21 protein-coding genes and 2 riboswitches are annotated in these 23,055 nt (G+C 63.3%); of the genes, 6 read left to right on the top strand and 15 right to left on the bottom strand.

Going from position 1 to position 23,055, the window contains the following annotated elements; all coding sequences use genetic code 11:
• Position 1: 1 nt before the first annotated feature.
• From DARO_RS00870 to cobC, 12 genes are read right to left on the bottom strand one after another with little or no spacing between them, the layout of a single operon-like run.
• Positions 2 to 961, bottom strand: a complete 960-nt coding sequence (locus DARO_RS00870; RefSeq protein ID WP_011285931.1) for a glycosyltransferase family 9 protein — start codon at positions 959 to 961, stop codon at positions 2 to 4.
• Entirely contained in the window at positions 958 to 2,280 is a 1,323-nt protein-coding gene (locus tag DARO_RS00865) for an O-antigen ligase family protein (protein ID WP_011285930.1), read from the bottom strand. Before DARO_RS00865 ends, DARO_RS00870 begins: the two co-directional genes overlap by 4 nt.
• Positions 2,277 to 3,416 carry a glycosyltransferase family 4 protein gene (locus DARO_RS21435; protein ID WP_011285929.1) on the bottom strand — a complete coding sequence of 380 codons (1,140 nt, stop codon included), beginning with the start codon at positions 3,414 to 3,416 and terminating at the stop codon, positions 2,277 to 2,279. Before DARO_RS21435 ends, DARO_RS00865 begins: the two co-directional genes overlap by 4 nt.
• Positions 3,413 to 4,558 (bottom strand): glycosyltransferase family 9 protein, encoded by a 1,146-nt coding sequence (locus DARO_RS00855; protein WP_011285928.1) that lies wholly within the window; start codon positions 4,556 to 4,558, stop codon positions 3,413 to 3,415. The genes DARO_RS21435 and DARO_RS00855 overlap by 4 nt, the downstream gene beginning before the upstream one ends.
• Positions 4,555 to 5,751, bottom strand: a complete 1,197-nt coding sequence (locus DARO_RS00850; RefSeq protein WP_011285927.1) for a glycosyltransferase family 4 protein — start codon at positions 5,749 to 5,751, stop codon at positions 4,555 to 4,557. The genes DARO_RS00855 and DARO_RS00850 overlap by 4 nt, the downstream gene beginning before the upstream one ends.
• Complete coding sequence (locus DARO_RS00845) at positions 5,748 to 6,896, bottom strand: glycosyltransferase family 9 protein (RefSeq protein ID WP_011285926.1); 1,149 nt, start codon at positions 6,894 to 6,896, stop codon at positions 5,748 to 5,750. Before DARO_RS00845 ends, DARO_RS00850 begins: the two co-directional genes overlap by 4 nt.
• On the bottom strand, positions 6,896 to 7,726 hold the full coding sequence (locus DARO_RS00840) for a polysaccharide deacetylase family protein (RefSeq protein WP_011285925.1): 831 nt from the start codon (positions 7,724 to 7,726) through the stop codon (positions 6,896 to 6,898). The genes DARO_RS00845 and DARO_RS00840 overlap by 1 nt, the downstream gene beginning before the upstream one ends.
• Positions 7,723 to 8,808 (bottom strand): glycosyltransferase, encoded by a 1,086-nt coding sequence (locus DARO_RS00835; protein ID WP_011285924.1) that lies wholly within the window; start codon positions 8,806 to 8,808, stop codon positions 7,723 to 7,725. The genes DARO_RS00840 and DARO_RS00835 overlap by 4 nt, the downstream gene beginning before the upstream one ends.
• Entirely contained in the window at positions 8,808 to 10,553 is a 1,746-nt protein-coding gene (gene msbA, locus DARO_RS00830; RefSeq protein ID WP_497463016.1) for a lipid A export permease/ATP-binding protein MsbA, read from the bottom strand. The genes DARO_RS00835 and msbA overlap by 1 nt, the downstream gene beginning before the upstream one ends.
• 60 nt (positions 10,554 to 10,613) lie before the next feature.
• Positions 10,614 to 11,759: a glycosyltransferase family 4 protein gene (locus DARO_RS00825; protein WP_011285922.1), complete on the bottom strand. Its 1,146-nt coding sequence runs from the start codon at positions 11,757 to 11,759 to the stop codon at positions 10,614 to 10,616.
• Positions 11,756 to 12,850 (bottom strand): putative lipopolysaccharide heptosyltransferase III, encoded by a 1,095-nt coding sequence (gene rfaQ / locus DARO_RS00820; protein WP_041224614.1) that lies wholly within the window; start codon positions 12,848 to 12,850, stop codon positions 11,756 to 11,758. The genes DARO_RS00825 and rfaQ overlap by 4 nt, the downstream gene beginning before the upstream one ends.
• 10 nt (positions 12,851 to 12,860) lie before the next feature.
• A complete protein-coding gene (gene cobC, locus DARO_RS00815) occupies positions 12,861 to 13,373 on the bottom strand; it encodes an alpha-ribazole phosphatase (RefSeq protein WP_041224146.1) in 513 nt (170 codons plus the stop codon).
• 100 nt (positions 13,374 to 13,473) lie between these two features.
• Between cobC and DARO_RS00810 the strand changes: the two genes are divergently transcribed.
• On the top strand, positions 13,474 to 14,586 hold the full coding sequence (locus DARO_RS00810) for a hypothetical protein (protein WP_011285919.1): 1,113 nt from the start codon (positions 13,474 to 13,476) through the stop codon (positions 14,584 to 14,586).
• 33 nt (positions 14,587 to 14,619) lie between these two features.
• Here DARO_RS00810 and DARO_RS00805 read toward each other — a convergent pair whose 3' ends face one another.
• Together DARO_RS00805 and cobT are read right to left on the bottom strand one after the other, a co-directional pair.
• Positions 14,620 to 15,390 carry an adenosylcobinamide-GDP ribazoletransferase gene (locus tag DARO_RS00805; protein ID WP_011285918.1) on the bottom strand — a complete coding sequence of 257 codons (771 nt, stop codon included), beginning with the start codon at positions 15,388 to 15,390 and terminating at the stop codon, positions 14,620 to 14,622.
• Positions 15,387 to 16,433, bottom strand: coding sequence for a nicotinate-nucleotide--dimethylbenzimidazole phosphoribosyltransferase (gene cobT, locus DARO_RS00800; RefSeq protein WP_011285917.1), 1,047 nt, complete (start codon positions 16,431 to 16,433; stop codon positions 15,387 to 15,389). The genes DARO_RS00805 and cobT overlap by 4 nt, the downstream gene beginning before the upstream one ends.
• A 71-nt stretch (positions 16,434 to 16,504) precedes the next feature.
• Positions 16,505 to 16,734: riboswitch (cobalamin riboswitch) on the bottom strand.
• On the opposite strand from cobT, the gene cobU reads away from it, so the two are divergent.
• The 3 genes from cobU (at position 16,721) to DARO_RS00785 (ending at position 19,353) form a co-directional block, all read left to right on the top strand.
• A complete protein-coding gene (gene cobU, locus DARO_RS00795; RefSeq protein WP_011285916.1) occupies positions 16,721 to 17,287 on the top strand; it encodes a bifunctional adenosylcobinamide kinase/adenosylcobinamide-phosphate guanylyltransferase in 567 nt (188 codons plus the stop codon). It overlaps the preceding riboswitch by 14 nt.
• Before the next feature lie 108 nt (positions 17,288 to 17,395).
• The gene (locus DARO_RS00790) at positions 17,396 to 18,004 is read left to right on the top strand and encodes an ATP-binding protein (protein ID WP_011285915.1); all 609 of its coding nucleotides are present in this window, start codon (positions 17,396 to 17,398) and stop codon (positions 18,002 to 18,004) included.
• A complete protein-coding gene (locus tag DARO_RS00785; RefSeq protein ID WP_011285914.1) occupies positions 18,004 to 19,353 on the top strand; it encodes a tetratricopeptide repeat-containing response regulator in 1,350 nt (449 codons plus the stop codon). Before DARO_RS00790 ends, DARO_RS00785 begins: the two co-directional genes overlap by 1 nt.
• A 5-nt stretch (positions 19,354 to 19,358) precedes the next feature.
• On the opposite strand, the gene DARO_RS00780 is transcribed toward DARO_RS00785, so the two are convergent.
• Positions 19,359 to 20,822 (bottom strand): cobyric acid synthase, encoded by a 1,464-nt coding sequence (locus tag DARO_RS00780; RefSeq protein ID WP_011285913.1) that lies wholly within the window; start codon positions 20,820 to 20,822, stop codon positions 19,359 to 19,361.
• Between the two features lie 265 nt (positions 20,823 to 21,087).
• On the opposite strand from DARO_RS00780, the gene DARO_RS00775 reads away from it, so the two are divergent.
• Both DARO_RS00775 and DARO_RS00770 read left to right on the top strand, forming a co-directional pair.
• On the top strand, positions 21,088 to 21,780 hold the full coding sequence (locus DARO_RS00775; RefSeq protein ID WP_011285912.1) for a hypothetical protein: 693 nt from the start codon (positions 21,088 to 21,090) through the stop codon (positions 21,778 to 21,780).
• Positions 21,781 to 21,794: 14 nt separating this feature from the next.
• Positions 21,795 to 22,784 (top strand): DUF6976 family protein, encoded by a 990-nt coding sequence (locus DARO_RS00770; RefSeq protein ID WP_011285911.1) that lies wholly within the window; start codon positions 21,795 to 21,797, stop codon positions 22,782 to 22,784.
• Positions 22,785 to 22,859: 75 nt separating this feature from the next.
• Positions 22,860 to 23,055: riboswitch (cobalamin riboswitch) on the top strand.

The following is a 23,055-nucleotide window of genomic DNA, read 5'->3' as shown; positions in this document are numbered from 1 at the left end:
ACTAGTCGCCTTCCAGCGCCCGCACGGCGGCTTCCACCGCATCAACTGAGATATCGGCCACCGCAAAGGTCGAAGGCTGCAACAGCACATGCCGCGCGCCCCACGGATACCAACGGGTGCGCTTGGCTTCGGAGTTTTCGAACAGCGCGGCCGTCTTCAAATTGAGCGCTGCCGCGAGGTGCATGGCGCCGCCATCGGCACCGACGAACCCGTCGCACAGCGACAGCGCGGCAATCAGTTCCTCCAGGCGCTCGGTGACGACAGGTACCGCCCCCTTGTCCTTGCAGGCGGCCAGCACCTGTGCCGCCTTCTCGTCATCGCCCGGATGCGCCGGGTGATCAGCTGCGCCCGGTGACCAGAACAAGGCAAAACCCCGCTCCGGAGAAGCCAGGCGCTCGATCAGCTCGATATATTTTCCGGCCGGCCAGCGCCGGCTTTTTTCGCGAGCACTGAGGTGGATGGCCCAGATCTTCCGGCCGGCCAGTTCGGCCAGTTTCGGGCGCATGGCGCTTACGACTTCAGGCAACGGGCTCAGCTGCAACGGGCCAAGTTCAGGCTGGATACCTAGCGGCGCCAACAGCTTGCCGACCGCCTCGACCTCATGAAAAGGTGCGCCTGGCTTGTCGGCAATGATCCGACGAGCGCCAACCAGGCGCGCGTAACGATCCCCACCCGGCGACGCCACGATCGCCACATCAATGCCCTTGCGGCGCAGTTTCCACAGCAGCCCGGCCGTCTCCAGCCAGATCGCCAGCTTGCTCTCGCCCGGGCCACGGTGCTTGGCCTTGCGGTAGGCAAATACTTCATCGACATCCGGATTGCCGCGCATCACGGCAACGTTGTACTGATTGACCAGCACGCCGATCCAGGCGTCGGGCATCGCCCGGCGCAAGGCTGCGAGCATCGGGGTGGTACACACCAGGTCGCCGATGTTGTCGCGACGAATGACCAGGATATTCATTGCTTCTCCACGGCAGGGGCAGGTTGTTCCGAAATGGCCAGGCCGACCAGAATGCCGACCAGCGCACAGGCCATGTTGGCCAGCCCGCCGACCCAGAAGCCGTTGGCCAGATTGCTCAGCAGGTAGGCGAGCAGCGTCGTCAGGATAACCACCCGCAAGCGCCGATACTCGACCGGTCCGCGCACCAGGCCTTTCAAACCCTGCCAGAAGACGGCCAGCCAGAAAGCCAGCACCAGCAACAGGCCGGGAATGCCGATCTCGAAGGCCACCTGCAGGAAATAGTTGTGCGGATTGACCTTGCCATAACTGGCCTGCTCCTCTTCGCCGAGGAAATAAGCCGCCTTGCCCGGATCGTTCGCCTTCCAGCGTTCGGCGTAACCGCCATCGTTGATCGCCCAGGCCAGCTTTTTCCAGCCATAGCCGTAGCCGAGCAGCGGCCGGGCTTCGATCAGTTCGACGACACCGGACCAGACATCAAGTCGCAGGCTCAAACCCTGGTTAGTCACATACGTATCGGTTTGCGCCAGAGAGCGGTATTTTTCGAGATAGCCGAGATTGCTCTGCGAGGCGACCCAGCCAGCACCGAGCGCCATGACCAGGAACACGGCGGCCAGCGCTTTCCAGGCACGCAGCAGAGCGAACAGGACGATCACCGAGATGGCGACGACCAGCAACGGACTACGCGACCCGTACAAGCCGGTCAGCACCACGCCAAGTACGACGAGCACGCCGAGCAGCAGTCGTTGCCGCAGGTCGGCTGCAGTCGATACCGCAAACGCGATGATCAATGGCAGGCAAAAACTGGCCATGGTCGCGTAGCCACCCCAGAACGAGCGGTGGGAGCGCGGAATCTGTCCCTCGCTCAGTGCATGCCCCGCCAGATAGGAGCCAACTTCGAATCCGGACAGCACACTGACCGCCGCGAAACCGGCCATGATCATCCACAAGGCCGTTCGTGCCTGGCTGGCGCTATTCACCAGCAGGCAACCGACCAGCAGCAACTCGGCCTGCAACAGCAGGTCGCGCGACAGTGAATGCAAGCTGTCGGCGGCATAGGGGCTGGCCGCTGATACCGTCATGCACCAGATGACGATGGCCATCCCCAAACCGAGCAAGATGTTCCGGCTGCGCAAGCGCTGGCGAATCTCGGCGCGCAGGGCAAGCGGAATCGCCAGCACGATCAGGCCAACCATCAGCAAGTACTTCACAGCCACGAATTTCTCGAAAGGCTGGATGAAAAGCAGCCCCCACCACATGCCCAAGGCCAGTTGCACCAGCCGGTCCGGCTTGCCAGCGATCGTTTCTGCAGCGCCGCTCATTGCCCCTGCTCCATCTTTTCCAGCACCGCCTTCAGCGCCAGTCCATTCTGGCGCGCATCGTAATGGGTCCGCGCGTGGTTCAGGCAATGCGCCCCCAGCTCGGCCGCCAGTTCGCGCGAGGCGTGGATGGCCCGCAGCTTGGCGGCCAGATCCCAAAAATCGCCCGGCGTGAAAATCAGCTCGTCGCGTTCGCCGACGACCTCGGGCAAACCGCCAACTCGCGACACCACGGTGGGCAGCCCGCAGGCCATCGCCTCGGCGACGACGAAGCCGAACTGCTCGGCCAGGTTGATCGCCGGCAACGCCGGCAGCACGAAGGCATCGGATTGCGCGTAGATGTCGGGCAAGGCGTCGTATTTCAGGAAACCGGTGAACTTCACCCGGTCCTTGATGCCGAGCAGTTCGGCCGCCTGCTCCAACCCCTGGCGCTGGGCGCCCTGGCCAACGAACATCAGTTCCAGATTGGGAATTTCCGAAAGAAGCTCCTTGGCCGCGTAGAGCAAGGTGTAGCAACCCTTCCAACTGACCAGCTTGCCGACGAACAGGATACGGAACACATCATCCTTCGCCGGCGGCGGACGCGGCTGGAAGACCTCGGTATCGACGCCGGGATAGACGTGGACGATCTTCTCTGCGGGTATCCCTTCGAGCAGCAGCACGCGGCGGCAGGTATCGGTGATCGCCACGAACAGGTCGACCTGCGGAAAGGCCGCCTGGCGGATGGCCAGCGAACGCGGATCGAACATGTCGACGAAGGGGATGGTGAAGGGAATCCAGTACACCAGCTTGAACTGGTGGCCCTTGGCCTTCAGCGAAGCCAGCGTGTGCAACGAGCGATCCGACCCGGTCAGCGCGACATCGAACTCGCCGCCGGCGGCCGAGCGTTCGACTTCCAGGTAGAAGAAATCGCGTTTCTTGTCGTTGTCGTTTTCCTTCAGGCGGCGCCAGGCCTTGAGCGGCGACTTCAGGTAGTCGCGCAGCTGCTGTTTCTTGGTCAGCAGATGCACCCGGTGCGGCGTGATGTTGAGTCCGGACTTGTTCTTTTCGGACAGGAAGAAGGTCGTATTCGGGATCGAATCGAACAACTGGGCAAAATAGCGCCCTACCCCATAGTCCTTGAATACGGCTAGTTTCATTGTCGATGCTCGGCAACGGAATTTCGGGAAACCAATATCGTCTCGACCGCCTGTACGACGGCCGCAATTGGCATATTGGCAATGCACGCCCGGGTACCCAGATGGCAGGAATAAGGCGCATCGAAGGCGTGCGAACAGGGGGCGCAGGGTTCGGCGCTGCGAATCACGACCGCCCGACGACCGATCGGCCGCTGGTCTTCGGCATCGGCCGGGCCCATGAAATCGACGACCGGCACGCCCAGCGCATCGGCCATGTAGGTGGCGCCGGAGTCGACGCCGACGAAGCAATCGAGGGCGCCGAGCAGCACTGGCAACTCGTCGAGCCCCCATTGGCCGGTGGTATCGATGGCACGCCCCGCGGGCAGTTGGGCCAGCACGGTTTCGGCAGCAGCCCGGTCGGCATCGGTACCGATCAAGACTAGCGTGGCCGGAGTATGGTTGACGATCTGGCCGGCCAGCGCAGCCACTTGCGCCGCATCGAGCGCCTTCATGCGGTTACCGGCGCCCAGCCCGAAACCGACCAGCGGGCGCTGACAAATTGGCGACCAGGCGTTCAGCTTGGCTTGTCCACTCTCCGCCCCGCGGACCTCGTTGGGCAAGGCGAGCAAAACAGCATCCACCTTGATTCCCAAACCGGCGATGGCTCGCAGGGCCGTCTCGCGGAACAGCTGTCCCCGTCGGTGCGGCTCGCCATAGGTCAGGAAGGGCCAGGCCAGGCGGGAACTTCCCTGGCGCCGGTCGGCGAGCACCGACACCCGCTTTGGCACACCAGCCCAGAACGGGACCAGCAGATTGCTCAGATTCGGGCTGAGGATCAGCACCCCATCGTAGCCTTCGGCCAGCAGGTCGAGCAGCCAGCGCTTGCCGGCCCAGCCCTTGAAGCCTTGCTTGGGCAAGACGATGATCCGATCGATGCTGTCCAGCCCCTTGGCCAGCGGCACATTGACCGGATGCAGCAAAGCAACAATCTCGACTTCCGGCAAGCGGCGGCGCAAGGCACGGAAGACCGGTGTCGTTGCCACGAAATCGCCGATCTTGGCAGTCTGGATGACCAGGATGCGGTTATTGACGGACGAACGGCGCAGGGCGGCCCGCAACCAAAGCAACGGCGAAGCCAGCCAGGTCAGCAGCAGGTAGATCACCGGGCCGCCTCGTCCAGAACCTGCATCACGCCGGCCACGTAGGCCTCGATCGAATAGCGTTCGGCCACCCGCTGGCAACCCGCCGCGCCCATTCTCCGGCGCAGTTCGGCATCGGACAACAGCCGGCGCAATGATGCGGTCAGCGCCGCCACGTCGCCATAGGCGTAGAGCAAACCGGTTTCCTCGTGAACGATCAGTTCGCGGGTGCCGGTCACGTCGGAGCCGACCACCGGCTTGCCCGCCAACATGGCTTCGAGCACGACGCGTGGCAGGCCTTCCTTGCTCGAACAGAGGACACAGACGTCCATTACCTGCACCCAGGCCAGCGGCACGGACTGGAAGCCGACAAAACTGACCTGATCGAGCAGCCCCAGACGACCGACGGCACTTTCCAGTTCAGTCCGCTGTGGCCCCTCGCCCAGAATCAGGCAAGTCACCGGCAAGCCTTCTGCCTTCAGGTTGGCCACGGCCTGCAGCAGGTGCAGCACACCCTTGCGCGCCGTCAACTGGCCGACCGTACCAATGACCAGGTCCTTGGTCGTCGGCGGCAGTCTGACCGGGGCGGGCAAGGCAATGCGGCTGTCGATGGCGTTATAGACCACGCGCAGCCGGTTTTCAGCGACATGCTGTGCCGCCAGCACATCGGCCACCCCCTGCGAGACGCAGATGATGCGCGTCGCCGTGCGGTTGACCACGGCGGCCTCGTTGGCCTGCAGGGTCGGCTCGATGCGGCAGTGCTGGACGACCGGCAGGCTGGCTGCCTCGGCAGCGAGATAGCCCTCCAGGTTCGACGACGGCTGGTTGTTCATGTACAGCAGATCGTAAGCGCCTTCTTGGAGTAGCAGCTTCAGCGCGGCAACGCGCGGTTTGATGCGCCACTGCATTTCGATGGCCAGCACCGCCCGCTTCTTCAGCCGGCCGGACCACGACAACAGGCCGCGCGCGATCTCCTTCGCCAGCTTGGCCCACAGCGGCTGCTTGCGGCTGGGCAGCACGATCAGCGGAATACCGATATCGGCCAACTCCTCGGAGAGCAGCCGGCCGTGCCTGCCCTTGCGATAATCCTTGTAGAAGCAGCAGGTGACGGCAAAGCGCGAGTGGTCGATGCGCTTCAGCAGTTCAAACATGCTGTTGGTGCCGCCGCCCCATTCGTTACCGGTATCGAGCAGCAGGACGCGCTTGGGGGAAGTCATGCTTGCCCCCGACTCAGGATTGTATTGACGGCTGAAACCACTTCATCGACCGCGATGTTGTCCATGCAGATCGGCTCGGCATAGGGACAGTTTTTCGAGAAGCAGGGGTCGCAGGTCCGCCACTTGCGAATGATGATGTGCTTGTCCAGATCGTAACCCGGGCCGGATCGGGCCGGATCGGACACCGCGAACAGCGCGACGACGGGCGTCTCGACCGTCACCGCCAGGTGCATCGGCCCGGTATCGCCGGTCACCAGCAGGCTGGCACGGCGCAACAGGTCGGGCAAGGCGATCAGCGGCAACTGTCCGGCCGAGGCCCAGGCCCGCGACCCGCCGGCGAACGGCGCCGCCGCCTCGATGCCGGCTGCCACTTCCTGGCACAGCGCCGCTTCGGCCGGCGAACCGGTGACGACGAAACGCAAATCTGGCCGCGCCTTGAGCATTTCAACTGCCGCCGCAATGAAGCGCGAACGCGGCCAGCGCCGGCTCATCGTCGACGCGCCAGGCTGGAAGGCGACGATGGTCGCCTCCTGCCAGCCGCGATCAGCCAGCGCCTTGTCCACGGCGGCCCGGCCTTTGGCGTGGGCCGGCACGCTCATGCGGCGGTCGAATTCGCCCGTTGCACCGGCCAGTTTGGCCACCGCCAGACGCTGCCCGATGCCATGCCCGAGATCGTCCCAGCCGAACACTGGCTCATGGTTGCTGAGCAGGAAATTCCAGCAGTTGTTGTTGGGCAGTTTGAAGATGTGGCGGGCCCCGGACAGATAGGCCAGCGGCGTCGCCTGCGGCTCGTTGCCGTGCAGGATGACGGCCAGGTCGTAACCCTTGAGCTGGCTGGCCGCACGGCGGAAGCCACGCCATTTGCCGTCGTAGGGAATCAGCTCGTCGACATCGGCCAGGCCGGTAAAGAGCTGTTGCAGCGATGGATGCACCAGCAGCGTGATGTAGGCTTGCGGATAGGTCTGGCGCAACGCCCGCAGACCGGGTGTGGACAGCAGCGTATCGCCGAGCGCCGTACAGGAAATGGCGAGAATTCGATGGATGGCCGGCGTCCCGAGCTCTTCGGCCGGCCGCGACCGCTTGTCGAGCGCCCGCTTCAGGCGCAGCCAGCGGTAGAGCAGCGGTTCGCGCAGGCGCAGACGCATCAGTGGCCTTTCCCGCCCGACTTCAGGCCGAGATAGAGCGCCGACAGCAGCGGCCGGCCGTAGATGCCCATGCGCCCGCCGAACCACTTGGCCGGCTTGTCCTTGATGACCAGACGCGGAATCCGCCCCGGATCAACTTCTCGGCGCACCACACCATGCTCGGTGGTGTAAAGATGGGTGAAACCTGCCGCCCGCGCCACGCGCTGGTAGGCAGCATCAAAATAGCCCTGCGGCCAGCACAGATGCGGGCTGTCCACGCCAAGCCGGGCGGCCAGCGTGGCACGCGAGGCCGCCAGATCGTCGGCCAGCGCCTGATCGCGCGCGGACTGATCGGCAATCGTGCGATCCCAACGAGTATGGGTGTGGGTGTGCGAGTGGAAATCGAAGGTGCCAGCATCCCGCATGGCCTCAACTTCCGACCAGCGCAGAAAGGCGTCATCCAGCTTGCCCTCGGCGGCGGCAGCCATCGCCTGAGCATGGGTCGGCACGTCCGGCACGTCGGGTTGGCCAGCATGCGGACGGACCTCGCCTTCGCCCATCCAGCCAGTGATCAGGAACAACGTGGCGCGCTGGCCAAACTCCTTGAGTACTGGGTGGGCGTAGACCCAGTTGTCGAGATAGCCGTCGTCGAAGGTGACCAGCACGCTTTTCTTTGGCACCTCGCCGGTCGCCAGAATCCGGGTGAATTCATCGGTAGACAGGGTTTTCCAGCCATTTTCGGCCAGCCACTGCATGTGCGCCCGGAAATTTTCCGGCGAGCAGGTCACCAGCCCGGGTTTCGGGCTGATGTGGTGGTACATCAGCACGGGCAGCGGCTGCCCGAAGCTCATTTCGCCCCCAACAGGCGCTGGTACAAAGCTTCCATACCTTGCGCCATCACTTCGCGGGCGAACTTGCGGCGCACGAATTCGGTAGCGTTGGCGCCCATCGACTGGCGCAGCACCGGGTCGGCGAGCAGGCGGCTGATCGGTTCGATCAATGCCTTGCCATCGTGCGCCGGCACCAGATAGCCGGTTTTTCCGTCGAGGATGACCTCGGGCACGCCATCGACGTTCGACGCCACGGCCGGCAGGCCCATGGCACCGGCCTCGATGAAAGCGGTGCCCAGTGCTTCCTGATGCGTCGGCAGGACGAAAACATCGAGCGAGGCGAGCACGTTGGTCACGTCGCGGCGCAGGCCGAGCAGGTGGATGCGTCCTTGCAGCCCATCGGCGGCAATGCGCGCCTTCAGGTTGTCGGTCTGCGGCCCATCGCCGGCAAAGACAAAATGGGCATTCGGGAAGCGCTTCAGCACTTCCGGTGCCGCATCAAGAATATCGGCATGCCCCTTCTTGGCGCGCAGGATGGCAACCGTGCCGACCAGCAGCGACTCGGCCGGCAGCCCCAGTTCCTGGCGCAGGTTGCCCTGCACGGTGCTCCGGTCGTAGCGGGAGAAATCAACACCGGTCGGGATGGTCGTAATCCCCTCACGCGGCACGCCGGCCTCGACCAGGTAGTTCTCGACGTACTTGCTGACCGTCACGACATGGTCGGGCAGCACGCTGTAGGTAAATCGCGAGGTGATCGGCAACGCCAGGTGGCGGGTGCGAACAATGCGCGGGCGCTTGAACATCGTCCGTGCGGCCATGCCGGCCAACTGCGTGTCGCGGCCGCTGTGGGTATTGACGACATCGGCCTGGAAACGCTTGATGACGCTACGCAACCGGAACACGGCAGGAAAGTCGATCGCGCCACGCATGTCGACGACGAAAGTCTCGAACCCGGCTTCCTTGGCCCGGTCGAGAATGCGAGCCCCGGGCCGGCCGACAACGGCCAGCACATGCCCCCGGTCGCGCATGGTGACCAGTTCGTTCAGCGTGCGGTTTTCCTGGCCGCCCCAACCTTTGGACGATTCGGTGTGCAGGATACGCATCAGACCGCGACCTCTTCCGCCTTCTGCATGCGGTACAGGCGGGCGTACAGGCCATCGTGGGCGAGCAGTTCGGCATGCGAGCCCTCTTCCTGCTTGTGGCCGTGGGCCAAGGCGATAATGCGGTCGGCGCGTTCGATGGTCGACAACCGGTGCGCAATGACCAAGGTGCTGCGGCCACGCATCAGTTCGTCGAGAGCGGCCTGGACATGGCGTTCGGATTCGGTATCGAGGGCCGAGGTTGCTTCGTCGAGAATCAGGATCGGCGCGTCCTTCAGAATGGCACGGGCAATAGCCAGACGCTGGCGCTGGCCGCCGGAAAGCTTGACGCCATTTTCGCCGATCATGGTGTTCAAACCCTCTGGCAGGGCATCGATGAATTCCAGCGCATGCGCTGCCTTGGCCGCCGCGCGGATTTCGTCGAGGGTCGCGTCGCGCTTGCCACCGTAGGCGATGTTGGCGCCAATAGTGTCGTTGAACAGCACGACATCCTGGCTGACCAGCGCGATGTTGTCGCGCAGGCTGTTCAGGCGGATGTTCGGCAGCGCATGGCCGTCGACCCGGATTTCGCCGGCGTCGAGGGCGTAGAAACGGGGCAACAGATTGGCCGCCGTCGTCTTGCCACTGCCTGAGGGGCCGACCAGCGCCACGCACTCGCCGGGCCGCACGGTCAGCGACACACTGTCGAGCGCCGGACGTTCTGACCCCGGATAGGTGAAGGTCACCCCGTCGAATTCGACCAGCCCCTGGGCGCGACCCAGCTCTTCCTTGCCGCTATCCGGCTCGGTCTCTTCATCGACCAGCGAAAAGACGCTTTCCGCTGCGGCCAGACCACGCTGGATCGGCGCGTTGACGTCAGTGACCCGCTTCAGCGGCGCCATCAGCATCAGCATGGCGGTAACGAAGGAAACGAAACTGCCGACCGTCGTCTGGTCGCTGGAGGCCTGCTTGAGCGCAACGCCCATGATGATCGCCACACCGGAAGCGGCAAAGAACTGGACCAGCGGGCTTTGTGCGGCAGAAGCCAGCGTCGCGCGCATGGCCAAGCGGCGCTGCTCGCGGATCGATTCATAGAAACGATCTTCTTCGTAGGACTGACCGCCGAAAATCTTGACGACCTTGTGGCCCTCAATGGCCTCCTGCAGCACCTGGGTAATCTTGCCCATCGACTCCTGCTGCCCCCGGGCCACGCTGCGCAGGCGCTTGCTGAAGACACGCACGACGATGGCGATGAATGGCACGACGCTCAGGGTGATCAGCGTCAGCTGCCAATTCAGCCAGAGCAGCCAGACGAGCAGGCCGACAATGGATAGCGAATCCTTGATCAGCGAGGTCAGCGCATTGGTCGCCGCACCGGCCACGCCGGTCACGTCGTAGGCAATGCGCGACATCAGACGACCGGACAGGTTGTCGCTGTAGTAGCGGGTCGGCAGGCGGACCATGCGGGCAAACATGGCCTGGCGCAATTCAGCCACGACGTTGTTCGACACCCAGCTCATCAGGTAATCGCCAAGGAAGCCAAAAATGGCGCGGACCAGGAAGATGCCCATGATGGCCAGCGGATAGAACAACCAGTCCCATGGGCCATTTGCCTTGGAAAATCCGTCGTCGAGCAGCGATTTCATGATCGCCGGAAAGACCGGCTCCGCCAGCGAGGCCACCCCCATGCACGCCAGCGCGGCGAGAAAGGCCTTCCAGTATGGGCGGACATAAGTCAGCAGCCGGAGGTACAGCTCACGGCTGGTCATGTCATGAGACATGCAAATCCTTGAAGCGAAAAGTAGAACCCGAGATTATACCCGCGAGCGTCAACGGCGGCCGAGTGAGCGGTAGAGCGCCAGCAGGCGGTCGGCCATGGCAGGCAGCGTCAGCGGTTCGGCAACCGCCCGCGCCGCTTCCCGGGCCTTAACATTCCCGGCGAGACCGGCCAGATCGTCCAGCCGGCGGGCCAGACCATTGATATCGACCGCATCGACCACCCAGCCGTTTTCGCCGGAGCGCACCCATTCCTGCGCCCCGCAGGTCGTCGAAGTCACCACCGGCAGGCCGCAGGCAAAAGCCTCGAGCGCCGCATTCGGGCAAGGATCGTACAGCGTCGGCAGCACGAAGCCGTCGGCCGCCCCGTACCAGGGACGAACATCCTTGAGCGGCCCGGTGAAGAGCACGCGCCTGGTCAGTCTGAGCAGCTCGGACAACTTCTGCATCGCCTTCAGCTTGCGGTCGGCACCGACGATGACGATCCGCGCATCGGTCCGCTGCATGCGCGCCACCGCCCGCAGCAGCTGGGGGATTCCCTTGCGTTCGAAGCCGCTGCCGACGAAGAGCAGCAGCGGCGCATTTTCGGAAATGCCGTTGGCAGCCCGCATTGAGGCCCGGAATTCATCGGCCAGCCCGGGGTGGAAAACCTCGGTATCAACCCCGTTATAGATCACCTGCAATTTGCTGCGCGCGACTCCGTAATAGCGCTCGACTTCGTCGGCCACCATCTGCGAGTTGCAGATCACTGCCTGCAGGGCCGGGTCGGCGAACATCGCCTTTTCCGCCCCCAGCACGTAGCGGTGATACGGCGACCAGCGCTGCGTCAGCCGCTGCAGTGGGCCGAGAATGCGGGCGCGATGGTCGAGCCAGGCGGCATGCACACCGTCGCCAGCCCGGAAAATCATGCAGCCGGGAATCCGTTCGTGTGACTGCGTGATATCAAACTCACCCCTGGCCATTTCGGCCTGCGCCGCTTCGGCAAAACTGCGGTCACGCGCCGCCCGGCCGCCCAGTAGCCGGGAATAAGCCGGGTCGCAGGTAATCTGCCGGAAACCCTCGCGCGGTGCGCCATCCCAGTTGCGGGTAATCAGCGTGACCTCGGCCCCTTCGCCGGCCAGCGCCCCAAGCGCGCGCTCGACAAAACGCTCGGCACCGCCGAACGGGTTGTAGCGCTGACGGATGATCGCGATCTTCACGCGCCGAGCAATTCCTGCGCCGCGGCCATCACTTCGTCGACCGCGATACTCACCAGGCAATCGCTGACCTTGCCGCCGCCGCAACCATCGGCGCCGCAAGGCCGGCACGGATGCACCGTACTGGCCACGACGCGGCTGGGCACGCCCCACGGCCCCCACTGCTTGTCGCCGGAAGGTCCGAACAAGGCCACCGTCGGCGTACCGACGGCCGCCGCGATATGCATGGGCGCCGAATCGACGCCGATGAACAGCTTCGAGGCCTGCGTCAAAGCCGCCAGTTCCTTCAGCGACAGCTGGCCGGACAGACTGAACGCCGGCTTGGCCAGACGCGCCTGAATGGCCGCCAGCATGTTCTTTTCATCCTGACTCGGCGCGGCCGTCAGCACCACGACATGTCCGGCAGCCTGCAGGCGATCGACCAGCGCCGCCATGCGTTCGACCGGCCAGCACTTGAAGAACCAACGCGAGGCCGGATGGACATGAATGAAATCCTTGCCGCGCAAGCCAAAGCCAGCCAGATGGGCTGCCACAGCCCCCTCGGCAGCCGCCCCCGGCACCAGCGTCAGGCGCCGCTCGTCCGGGCCTGGTTGAATGCCGATGCGGCGCAGCGAGTCCAGATTGCTCTCCGCCATATGGCGCAAGGGATTATGCATGGTCTGGATATGGGTAAAACTCTGCTTCCAGCGCTTGCTCCGCCCGCGCACGGCCGGACCGACCGCCCAGCGCGGCTTCAACAGCCGGCACAGCCAGGCGCCGCGCCAATGCTCGGTCAGATGGATGATCAGGTCGTAGCCGCGCGCCTTCAGAGTGTTGTAGAGCGCCAGTTCAGCCTTGAGCTGGCCGACGGCACCCAACTGCTTCCACTTGCGGTCGATGGTGTGCACCTCGGCGATGGCCGGATGCAGCGTCACCATCTCGGCCGTATCGGCATAGACCAGCGCATCGATCTCGATCTGCGGCGCATGCGCCTTGAGCACCGAAAAGACCGGCGAACTGACCAGCACATCGCCATGGTGGCGCAGCTTGATGACCAGCGCCCGCTTGATTTCACCGAGCGGCACCGCGTCGCGCAGAGGATTGAAAGTTTCCATGCCCGGCATTTTACCGGGGGATGTCGATCACCGTGCAGGAACCATAAGCGAAGTTCAGTTCCGTCCAGCGCTCCGGCGGCAACCCCTGCCAGTGCGCCAGCAAGGTGCGGATCACCCCGGCATGGGTGACGATCACCACCTCAGGCACAGCCAGCGAATCAACCAAGCCCAGGGCCCGCTGCTGCAACTGACGTGGTGATTCCCCGCCCGGCGGAGCATAGCCGGCCACATCGGCGGCCCAGGCATCCAGTTCGGCCCGTGGGATATCGTCCCAGCGCCGTCCCTCCCAGCGGCCGAAATCCATCTCGGCCAAGCGCTCGTCGATGATCGGCCGCGCGTGCAGTTGCTCCGCCAAGGCTCGACAGCGGCGCAAGGGACTGCTCCACACTGGCAACCCGGACGGCAGTTCGCGCAGCAAGGCAGCGGCCACTGACAGCACATCCAGGGCCGGGCAATCATGTCGGCCATAGCAGATGCCGGCGTCGATCATGGGCTTGGGATGTCGAATCAGATGAAGGCGCATTGTGATTTTCGAAACGAATGGACTATCGTGAGGATGGTGGAGCATAGCTTCAAAATTTTGCTTCAAGCAGCATTCAAGAGCACCTGATCATTGATAAACCATGTCTTTTGCCACCAGTCTGCGCATCCTTGGCCTCATTTTGATGCTTGGTCTGACCGGATGTGCCGTTCAGGAGCGATCTCCCCCCACTTCTCCGGCGCCTCCGGTCTCGGCGAACACGTGGCAGCAAGTCGACCGTGACATTGTTAGCGGATCGTTGGCAGCCAAGGGGGCAGCGAAAAGTTTCGTGCGCCACCAAATGGAGCATTGGCGCTCACTGGTTACTGAAAAAGCCGAGGCAGATTTCATTCCGTGGTTTTCAAGCTATGTGACCCAGCAGTGGCTGACCGTCAAAGTGGCCTGGTACCACCTGAGCGCCGAAGAAGAGAACGCCCTTCCCGCCGACCGGCTGGCCGCCTACATGCAAGAGCAATATTACGATCGCGTGCTGGCGCCGGTCGCCCGGGAAATTGACCCTGCGTCCCTCGCCGAACAAGCGGTACAGCACTACATCCGCGGCCTGCGCGGGTACCTTCGGCAAATTCCTCAACGCCATGACGTTCCTGAAGATCAGTTCAAGCGACGGCTTGCCAGCATCCCGGCGATCAAGCTCGCTCCCCCGGCCACCCACGACGCTTCCCTTGAGCAGATTGCCTATCACGATCAGATTGAGGCATTACCGGCCTACAGCGCCTTGCTTCAAAGCATTCGGGATGAGGGAGGAAATGACGGCGTTGGATTATCGAAAACGCGAATCTCCCCGGTAGCCAGAAATATCAGTGAAAAACTGTTGAATAAACTGGCCATCAGCGGTGGCACGAGTGCAGCATCGGCGCTGGTCGGGGGAATTACTGGATCGGTGATTTCACTGGGCGCAGCCGCTGTTGGCATGATCTGGCATGAGGCCGGGCGTAAGGAAATCGAGACGGAACTCCGAGCAACCTTGACCGACTCAGTCGCCGACATGTGGACGTCCTTGATGGACGATCCCGATACAGGCGTGGCGGCAGGCATTCATCACATCTCCGATCAGATCGAAAATCACCTCCCGCAAACCTTCACCAAACCGGTCCCGCTGGATAACCCGCCGCCCGAAATACCCCTGCCGGAAAAGTCCCCCGCTTCGGAAACCAGCGATATCGAGGCGCAGTTCGACAATGGCGGGGATGAATAACCGAGCTTTATTCGGTCGGCGATTCCGCCCGCATCAAGGATTCTGTGCGAATAGATTCGCCATCAATCCCAGATAGAACACAATCTCGGCAAACTGTTGCGTTGCGCCCAAACAATCCCCGGTATAACCACCCAGCCAGCGCTGGAATTTGCGGGCAAGCCACAGGGTGGCCAAGGCAGCCAGCGCCAAGCCCGCGGCAGCCTTGAACCAGGGCAGTGCCAGCAGCGGCGCGACGGCGAAGCACAGCGCCACCACTATGGCTCCGGCGGACATGCGGTTGGCGAGCGGCTTGGCCTTGCTCAGCTGATCGTCACGAACGTAGTCCATGGTCGCCAGCAAGACCGTCGCGCAGAAGCGGGAAACAGCATGTCCGGCGAGCAGCGCGAATGGAACGAGCGCCGGCGCCAGCGACGAGAGCAGCACGAACTTGCCGAGCAGCGCCAGCACCATGGCGACGACGCCGTAGCTACCGACGCGCGAGTCCTTCATGATGTCGAGAATGCGCGCCTTTTCCCAGCCACCGCCGAGGCCGTCGACCGTATCGGAAAGGCCGTCCTCGTGGAAGGCACCGGTGGCGTAGATGGTGGCTGCCATCGAGAGCAGGACGGCGACCGGCTGCGGCCACAGGTACAGGGCCAGCCAATAGACCAGCGCCCCGATGCCGCCAACCAGCAGGCCGACGGCGGGGAAATATCGAGCCGAGTGATTCAGCGCCTCGGCCGAATGCCCGACCCAGCCGGGCACCGGCAGCCGCGTGAAGAAGCGGATCGCGCCGAAGAAGTACTCGAGCTCGCGGCGGATCATTCTTTATCTGACACGCCGGCCGATTCGAAGCTGGCCATCTCGTTGAGGAAGCTCACCGCCGACTGGACCAGCGGGTAGGCCAGCGCGGCGCCGGTGCCTTCGCCAAGGCGCAACCCGAGGTCGAGCAGCGGTTCGGCGCCCATGGCGAGCAATTGGGTGCGATGGCCGGCCTCGGCGGAACGGTGGCAGAAGACGCAGTAGTCGAGCAGCGCTGGCGCCAGACGGGAAGCGATCAGGGCGGCCGAACCGACAATGAAACCATCGATCAGCAGCACCATCTTCGCTTCGGCTGCCGCCAGCATGGCGCCAACCATGGTGGCGATTTCAAAGCCGCCGAATTCGGCCAGCACAGCGCCGGCATCGTTGTTGCCACCGGCGTTACGGTAGCGGATCAGGGCCTGTTCGAGCAGATCCTGCTTGCGGGCCAGGCCGGCATCATCCAGCCCGGTGCCGCGACCGACACATTCGGCCAGCGGCAGGCCGGTCAGACAGTGCGTCAGCAACGAAGCGGAGGCGGTATTGCCGATGCCCATTTCACCGAAACCGACGACATTGCAGCCCTTTGCTGCCAGCTGGCGGACGATGGCGGCGCCATTCTGGATTGCCTGCGCGCACTGGGCAGGCGTCATCGCTGCCTGCTCGATGTAATTGGCCGTGCCAGCCGCGACCTTGGCATCGATCAAGCCGGTGCGCTGGCCGAAATCGTGAGCGACGCCGGCATCGACAACCGACAGGCCGAGGCCGTTCTGCCGGGCGAAGACGTTGATCGCGGCGCCGCCGGCCAGGAAGTTCTCGACCATCTGCCAGGTTACGTCCTGCGGGTAGGCCGATACACCGGCCTTGGCTGCGCCATGGTCGCCGGCGAAGACGAGCATTTGCGGATTGTTCAGTTGCGGGGTCAGCGTTTGCTGGACCAGGCCGATTTTTTTGGCGGTCTTTTCGAGCAGCCCGAGCGCTCCGAGCGGCTTGGTCTTGCGGTCGATCTTGTTTTGCAGGGCGGTTTCAAGTCCGCTGTCCGGGATAGAAATTTCAAACGAATGCATCCGATTCTCCAAAAGTAAAAGGGCCTCGCGGCAACGTTTGGCCAACGCTGCCGCGAAACCCTGTCCACAGGCTTCGAAATGAAGTTTCGACACGTCTTCTGGCTTCCGGATCGTCCCTTGGCCGCGCCTTCCCGCCGGGTCTGTTTCCCCGTTTGCAGTGGCTGTTGCGGCATCGGTCCCCGGTTACAGCGGCGGGCCCGCCCCGGAATTGAGTCAGACTCGCACCGGGTTCCGTATTGTCGAAGGCGAAATTATACCGGTTGCCGCCGGGCCGGCCTTCACCCAAAATGCCGCCCATGAAAGAACTGATTCTCGGCGGTGCCCGGTCGGGCAAGAGCCTGCTGGCCGAACAACGCGCCCACGACTCCGGACTGAAGGTGACCTACCTCGCCACGGCCCAGGCGCTCGATGGCGAAATGGCCCGCCGCGTGGCCCATCATCGCGAACGCCGGCCGGTCGAGTGGGGCTGCATCGAAGAAACACTGCATCTGGCGGCCTGCCTGCGCGAGTTGGCAGCGGCGGATACCTGCGTGCTGGTCGACTGCCTGACCCTGTGGCTGTCCAACCTGTTGTTCGCCGGCCAGGCCGCGGCACAGGCTGAAGCAGGCGAAGCCATCGACTGCCCGCTGTTCCGCGCGGAAACCAGCGCGCTGATCGAACTGCTGCCGCAGCTGCCCGGCCGCATCATTCTGGTTTCCAATGAGGTCGGCTGGGGCATCGTGCCGATGCATCCGGTATCGCGCCTCTTCGCCGATGAACAGGGACGCCTGAACCAGCGCGTCGCCGCCGTTTGCGACCAGGTCACGCTGGTCGCCGCCGGACTGCCACTCAGCCTCAAGTCCACCGCGGGCTGATCGGACTGCCAATTCGGAATGCATTTCTCCGAAGGCAGGCATCTCGACAAAAAGATCGGTATCCTTGTTGCAGATAGACACGCAAGATGTCTTTGGAGGGGACTAAACATGCATAAATTGCTCGACATCCTGGCTTCAGGCGTACATGACGCGAAGAACCAGCTGTTCATCGCCGAATCGCTGATTGCCGCCGCCGAAGCAAAACATGGCCTGAAAATGAGCGAAGCCCGTTACGCCATCGAAGCGGCAGGCAACCGCCTGTCCCGCACCTTGGCGGCTTACGGCATTCTTCGCCACGACGCCGCACTGGGTGTCACCCCGGTGCTCGTTGGCGACCTCTGCGAAGAAGTGGTACTTGCCCAGAAAAGCCATCTAGCCGGCCAGGATATCGCCTTGACGGTCGATTGCCAGGTGTTCGACGAATGGCCGCTGGATCGCGACCTGGTCACTGACATGCTGAACAATGCCGTGCAAAACGCCGGACGCTTTGCCCGCAGCCGGATCAGCCTCAGCGCCAGGGAAGATGGCGGCTGGCTCGTCCTCAGCGTCGAGGACGACGGCCCCGGTTTTGCCACGCTGCCCCCGACGCACGGCACCGGCCTGATGGTCGCCGACCGACTGGCCGCGCTACACGCCCGCAAGGGGCAACAGGGCAGCCTGCACTTAAGCAACGGCAGCAGCCTCGGCGGCGCCCGTTTTGAATTGCGCCTGCCCTGATGAGCGAATACAACAAAAAGCGTTTTCTCGTCATCGACGACCAGCCGCAGGCGCGCGATGCGCTGCGCACCATCGCCCAGACCATCGGTGCCTTCGCCGTCGAATTTGCCTCCAATTATCAGGATGCCATCTATCGCATCCGCAACAATTCACCGGACATCATCCTCTGCGACTACGTGCTGGGCGAAGGCCGCTCCGGGCAGCAGTTGCTGGAGGAGTTGCGGCGCTTCAACCTGCTGCCGGACGAGACCATTTTCATGATGGTCACCGGCGAACAATCCTACGAGCAGGTGGTTTCAGCCGTCGAACTGGTCCCGGACGACTACATCATCAAGCCGTTCTCGCCAGACAAGCTGGTCCTGCGACTGGATCGGATCATCGCCAAGAAAAATTTCTTCGCTGCTTATTATCAGGAAAAGCGCAAGCAGGAGTACGCCAGAGCGCTGGCCATCCTTGAGGCACAACGCACCAGCGAGACGGGACGGCCGTATCGTTTCGAGATTCAGCGCCAGCAAGCGGAAGTGCTGCTCGCCAGCGGCGACGCCGAGGCCTCTGAAAAGGCCTATCGCAGCATCCTTGAAAATTACGAATTCCCCTGGGCCAGGGCCGGTGTTGCCCGCTCCCTGCACAAGCAGAACCGCCTGACCGAAGCCCGCGCCGAAATCGACAAGGTGGTAGACAGCACGCCGCATTTCTTCGATGCCTCCGACCTCAAAGCCAGCATCTGCATGGCGCAGGGTGAGCACGCCGAAGCCCAGAAAGTGCTCGACGAAGTGGCCAAGAAAACCCCCCGCAACTATCTACGCAAGCGGATGCTGGCCGAAGCCGCCACCTTGAACGGCGACAGTGAAACGGCGCGTGCCACGATGGCCGACGTCATTGCCAACGACACGATGCCCGGCGCCATATCGCCGGAAGACCGGCTGACCATGGCGCGCAGCCACCTTGATGGCAACGACAAGATCTCGGCCGAAAAAGTCCTGGTCGGCCTGCGCGATGTCGAAATCCAGGCCATGAATCTGGCCGAGCAGGCCAGTTTTGCCGCCCTGCTCGCCATCAGCTCACCGGAAAAGGGCAAGGCCCGCTTTGCCGGCCTGCGCCCCGCCCTGTTGGCCAGCGAATTGGGCCCAACCACCAGCCTCGACGTGATGCGGGCGGCTCTTTCGGTCAGCGATCATGAACTGGCCGATCTGCATGCCGAACAGTTGATGGCCGGCATCGAGGCCAAGAAGGTTTTTGGCGCTATCCGCAAGCAATATGCGCTGTACGGCCGCGAGACCGACTTCCGCGAAATCCAGAAACAGGTGGCGCTCAAGCGCATCCACCACGAAGAGAAACCGCCGGCCTGAAACACTCAGCCCGGCAGCAGCGCCGACAGTTTTTCCCAGTCCAGTGCGGCTTCGACCGAATCGGCCAGACGATCCAGGTCCGCCTCGCGGCGCGCCGCGAAATCGACCTGTTCGCTCTCGCTCATGCCGGCCCAGGCCAGCAGCGCAGTCAGTGCTTCGGGATGATCCAAAACACCATGGCAGTAAGTCGCGAAGACCTGATCGTCGGCTGAAATGGCACCATCGTGAACGCCATCCGCCAGTTCGACGGCCCCCTTGGCCAAGCCCTCGCCGCGTGTCACGCCAAGATGGATCTCGTAACCGGTCATCGCCGGCCGGCCAGGCAGCGACAAGTGACCACTCACATTCCGCAGCTGCTTCTCGGCTTCCAGCGTCGTTTCCACCGCCAGAACGCCGAGCCCCGGCGTACTGCCAGGCTGCCCCTCCAGCCCCTGCGGGTCGTGAATCATCCGGCCCAGCATCTGGTAGCCGCCACACAGGCCGATGAGCTTGCCGCCATAGCGCAGGTGCTTGTGGATTGCCTTATCCCAGCCTTGGGCACGCAACCAGTCGAGGTCGGCCCGCACCGCCTTGGAACCCGGCAGCACGATCAGATCGGCCGCCGGCGGGGTTTCGCCCGGCCCGATCCAGCGAAAATCGACTTCCGGATGCAGGCGTAGCGGATCGAGATCGTTGTGGTTGGAAACACGAGGATAGGCCGGGGCCACGACTTTCAGTTTTGCGGCCTTCTTGCCACCCACTGCCGCCGTCGCAATGGCGTCCTCGGCATCGAGCATCAGGCCATGCAGATAGGGCAGAACACCGAGCACCGGCTTGCCGGTGCGCGCTTCCAGCCAGGTCAGGCCCGATTCAAGCAGGCCGATGTCGCCACGAAAACGATTGATGACGAAACCCTTGACCCGGTTTTTCTCGGATGGCGACAGCAACTCCAGCGTGCCGACCAGATGCGCGAAAACCCCACCCCGGTCGATGTCGGCGACAATGATCACCGGACAATCCACCGCCTCGGCAAAGCCCATGTTGGCGATATCGCGATCGCGCAGGTTGATTTCGGCCGGTGACCCGGCGCCTTCGACCACCACGCACTCGTACTCTGCCGTCAGCCGCGCCCAGGATTCGAGTACCGCCCCCATCGCCCGCGGTTTGTAGGCGTGATAGGCCTTGGCGTCGAGATCGATCGCCACCTTGCCGTGGATGATGACCTGCGCCTTCTTGTCAGTGGTCGGCTTGAGCAGCACCGGATTGAAGTCGGTATGCGGCGCCAGCCCACAGGCCAGCGCCTGCAGGGCCTGCGCCCGGCCAATCTCGCCGCCATCCACGGTCACCGCCGAATTCAGCGCCATGTTCTGCGGCTTGAACGGCGCCACGCGCACCCCCCGGCGCTTCAGGATGCGGCACAGCGCCGCGACCAGTGTCGATTTACCGGCATCGGAGGTGGTGCCTTGGACCATCAGGGAATAGCAGGGCATGGCTGAAAACTCGGGAAAACCTCAATTATCCCGGAGGCCGGGGTGCAAGAAACAGCCACGACCTCGAAATAAGCCAATCACGAATCTTCCGGCAGCCACGTTTGGTGGCCCAGCCCAGCGCTGCTGAGCTGTCGCGAATTGAAGCAGGCGCTCTGTTTTCGCACAGCCGATGAAGCAATTCCCCGGCATTTCCCTATTGAAATGGCATTGCACGTTCCTTGCTGTGTCGCCCCGGACCTATTTCAACGAACATCAAGGAGACACCATGAACCCCGAGGACTGGCTGCACAAGGCGCTTGGCATCAACCCTCCGTGGCAAATCAGCCATCTGATCGAAAACCTTTCCACCAGCCGTCTCGATGTCTGGGTCTCGCTGGAGCGCCCGAAGAGCGGGTGGTTTTTCAGCCAGCGCCCCAGTGCGCCGGACCATACCCTGCCGGTCTGGCGCCACCTGAATATCGGCAACTTCAAATGCCATATCCATGCCAACCCGCTCGAAGCCGGTCGCCACAACAATCTGGGCTGGATCGGTGACGACGGGCAGCCCTTTACCCGCGCCATGGTGCAACTGATTGGCGCCCATTTCCTGGCCGGCCTGAGCATCCAGGCCGTTTGCCCGCTGCTCGACATCCCGGCGGCGGACGTCTGGAAACTCAAGCACAACCTGGACAACGGACGGACCAGCCTGAACGCCCCGGCGCCCCTGGGCGACTCCCCGGCGGTCGATCACATCATCCCCGAGGCAAGCCACGCCGTCTGGCAGCAATTGCTCAGCGGGGAATTCAACCTCGACATCCGCGTGCTCAGCCTGAAGCTCCTGATGACCAAGCTGCGCGAGCAGGTACTGCGCATTCAGGACAGCGAAGTGCATGCGCTGAAAGCCCATGAACTGCAGCGCTACTTCGTCCGCCATGCCCATCTGCTGGCTCACGAACTCGAACAAATCAACCGAATCTGACCAGGAGCCCATCAATGAACCCACAAAACGGCCTGCTGACCATCACCGAAGCCAGCGCCCTGATCGAAAGCGGCCATTTCATGAGCATTGCCGGCGATGAAACAGCGCTGCGACAACTGCCACCCGGACACTGGATCGGCGGCACCATCCCCTACTTCATTGGCAGCGAAGGTGGCATCACCACCAAGGATCGCGTTTACGTCCAGCTGATCGAATGCTTTGCCCAGCCACCCCGCCTGTCTTTGCGCGCCACAGATGAGCTACCAGCGATCTGCCACGAGGCGCCCGACAACGGCTACACTTTGCTGATCATCCCGGCCTTCAGCGAGGCCCACCGCCTGTTTGCGGAAAATGCGCCAAACTACGAAGAGATGTACATGAAGCCGCTGGTCGGCTGGATTGCCGGCGTCCATCTGGCCGAACTCGGCACCCGCAAGCCCTTGGTCGTGCTGGGCGAAACCCTGGAGTTTTCCGACGACAAGGCGGCAGTCATCGATGTCGCCCTGCCGGACCATCGCTATGCTCAGGTCGAGATCGTGAATCCGTTCCGGGCGGCGCCCACGCCGATCCTCCGCTTCCCGACGTCAGGATTTTCGGCCGGCGCCTGCGAAATCGACGGCCAAGCCCGGAATTTTGCCGAATACCTGGTCAGCCATCAGCTCGATAGCCGTCTGCCGCTGGTGGCCGACTACTGCGGCGCCCTGATCAACGTCAGCATCCGCAACATCGATCTTGAAAACGGGCAGGTGGACTTCTACGCACCGGTGTTTGCCGGCACCGAATACCGGATGGCCAGCCCACTGACCGACTACGTCCAGACCTTTGCCGCCGCCCTACCCGGCGGCCTTGGCCAACCGGAATTTGCCTGCAACTGCGTGCTCAATTTCCTGTACTCGGAACTGGAGGGCAAGCAGGCCGGTGCGATCGGCGGCCCGATGACGTTTGGCGAAATTGGCTATCAACTGCTCAACCAGACCATGGCGCTTCTGACGATAGGCGAATGAACGGCAGCGGCACTTTCATTGGGAAAGCAGCTCGCTTCTCCATGACTTGCCTGCCAGCCTAGGGTCGCTTAGCATCCGGCCTTTATGTCTCTCGGTGCCCGGCCGATTTATCGGCGGGAGAATCGGGAAGGCGGTGCAAATCCGCCGCGTGCCCAACGCTGTAAGGAGGACGGGCGATGCGAAAAGCCACTGGTCAGGGAAAACCCGGCCGGGAAGGCGCATCGGCCGGGTGAATCCGAGTCAGAAGACCGGCCGGGAGACGAAACCGGGC

The organism is Dechloromonas aromatica RCB, assembly GCF_000012425.1.
Note: the sequence above shows the minus strand (reverse complement) of the source record. Positions and strands in the feature narration are given on the sequence as shown.

Bases quoted from the DNA above. Each gene is read 5' to 3' on its own strand.
- DARO_RS00870 (WP_011285931.1), bottom strand. From the start codon at position 961: ATGAATATCCTGGTCATTCGTCGCGACAACATCGGCGACCTGGTGTGT.
- DARO_RS00865 (WP_011285930.1), bottom strand. From the start codon at position 2,280: ATGAGCGGCGCTGCAGAAACGATCGCTGGCAAGCCGGACCGGCTGGTG.
- DARO_RS21435 (WP_011285929.1), bottom strand. From the start codon at position 3,416: ATGAAACTAGCCGTATTCAAGGACTATGGGGTAGGGCGCTATTTTGCC.
- DARO_RS00850 (WP_011285927.1), bottom strand. From the start codon at position 5,751: ATGACTTCCCCCAAGCGCGTCCTGCTGCTCGATACCGGTAACGAATGG.
- DARO_RS00845 (WP_011285926.1), bottom strand. From the start codon at position 6,896: ATGCGTCTGCGCCTGCGCGAACCGCTGCTCTACCGCTGGCTGCGCCTG.
- DARO_RS00840 (WP_011285925.1), bottom strand. From the start codon at position 7,726: ATGAGCTTCGGGCAGCCGCTGCCCGTGCTGATGTACCACCACATCAGC.
- DARO_RS00835 (WP_011285924.1), bottom strand. From the start codon at position 8,808: ATGCGTATCCTGCACACCGAATCGTCCAAAGGTTGGGGCGGCCAGGAA.
- msbA (WP_497463016.1), bottom strand. From the start codon at position 10,553: ATGACCAGCCGTGAGCTGTACCTCCGGCTGCTGACTTATGTCCGCCCA.
- rfaQ (WP_041224614.1), bottom strand. From the start codon at position 12,850: ATGGAAACTTTCAATCCTCTGCGCGACGCGGTGCCGCTCGGTGAAATC.
- cobC (WP_041224146.1), bottom strand. From the start codon at position 13,373: ATGCGCCTTCATCTGATTCGACATCCCAAGCCCATGATCGACGCCGGC.
- DARO_RS00810 (WP_011285919.1), top strand. From the start codon at position 13,474: ATGTCTTTTGCCACCAGTCTGCGCATCCTTGGCCTCATTTTGATGCTT.
- DARO_RS00805 (WP_011285918.1), bottom strand. From the start codon at position 15,390: ATGATCCGCCGCGAGCTCGAGTACTTCTTCGGCGCGATCCGCTTCTTC.
- cobT (WP_011285917.1), bottom strand. From the start codon at position 16,433: ATGCATTCGTTTGAAATTTCTATCCCGGACAGCGGACTTGAAACCGCC.
- cobU (WP_011285916.1), top strand. From the start codon at position 16,721: ATGCCGCCCATGAAAGAACTGATTCTCGGCGGTGCCCGGTCGGGCAAG.
- DARO_RS00790 (WP_011285915.1), top strand. From the start codon at position 17,396: ATGCATAAATTGCTCGACATCCTGGCTTCAGGCGTACATGACGCGAAG.
- DARO_RS00785 (WP_011285914.1), top strand. From the start codon at position 18,004: ATGAGCGAATACAACAAAAAGCGTTTTCTCGTCATCGACGACCAGCCG.
- DARO_RS00780 (WP_011285913.1), bottom strand. From the start codon at position 20,822: ATGCCCTGCTATTCCCTGATGGTCCAAGGCACCACCTCCGATGCCGGT.
- DARO_RS00775 (WP_011285912.1), top strand. From the start codon at position 21,088: ATGAACCCCGAGGACTGGCTGCACAAGGCGCTTGGCATCAACCCTCCG.
- DARO_RS00770 (WP_011285911.1), top strand. From the start codon at position 21,795: ATGAACCCACAAAACGGCCTGCTGACCATCACCGAAGCCAGCGCCCTG.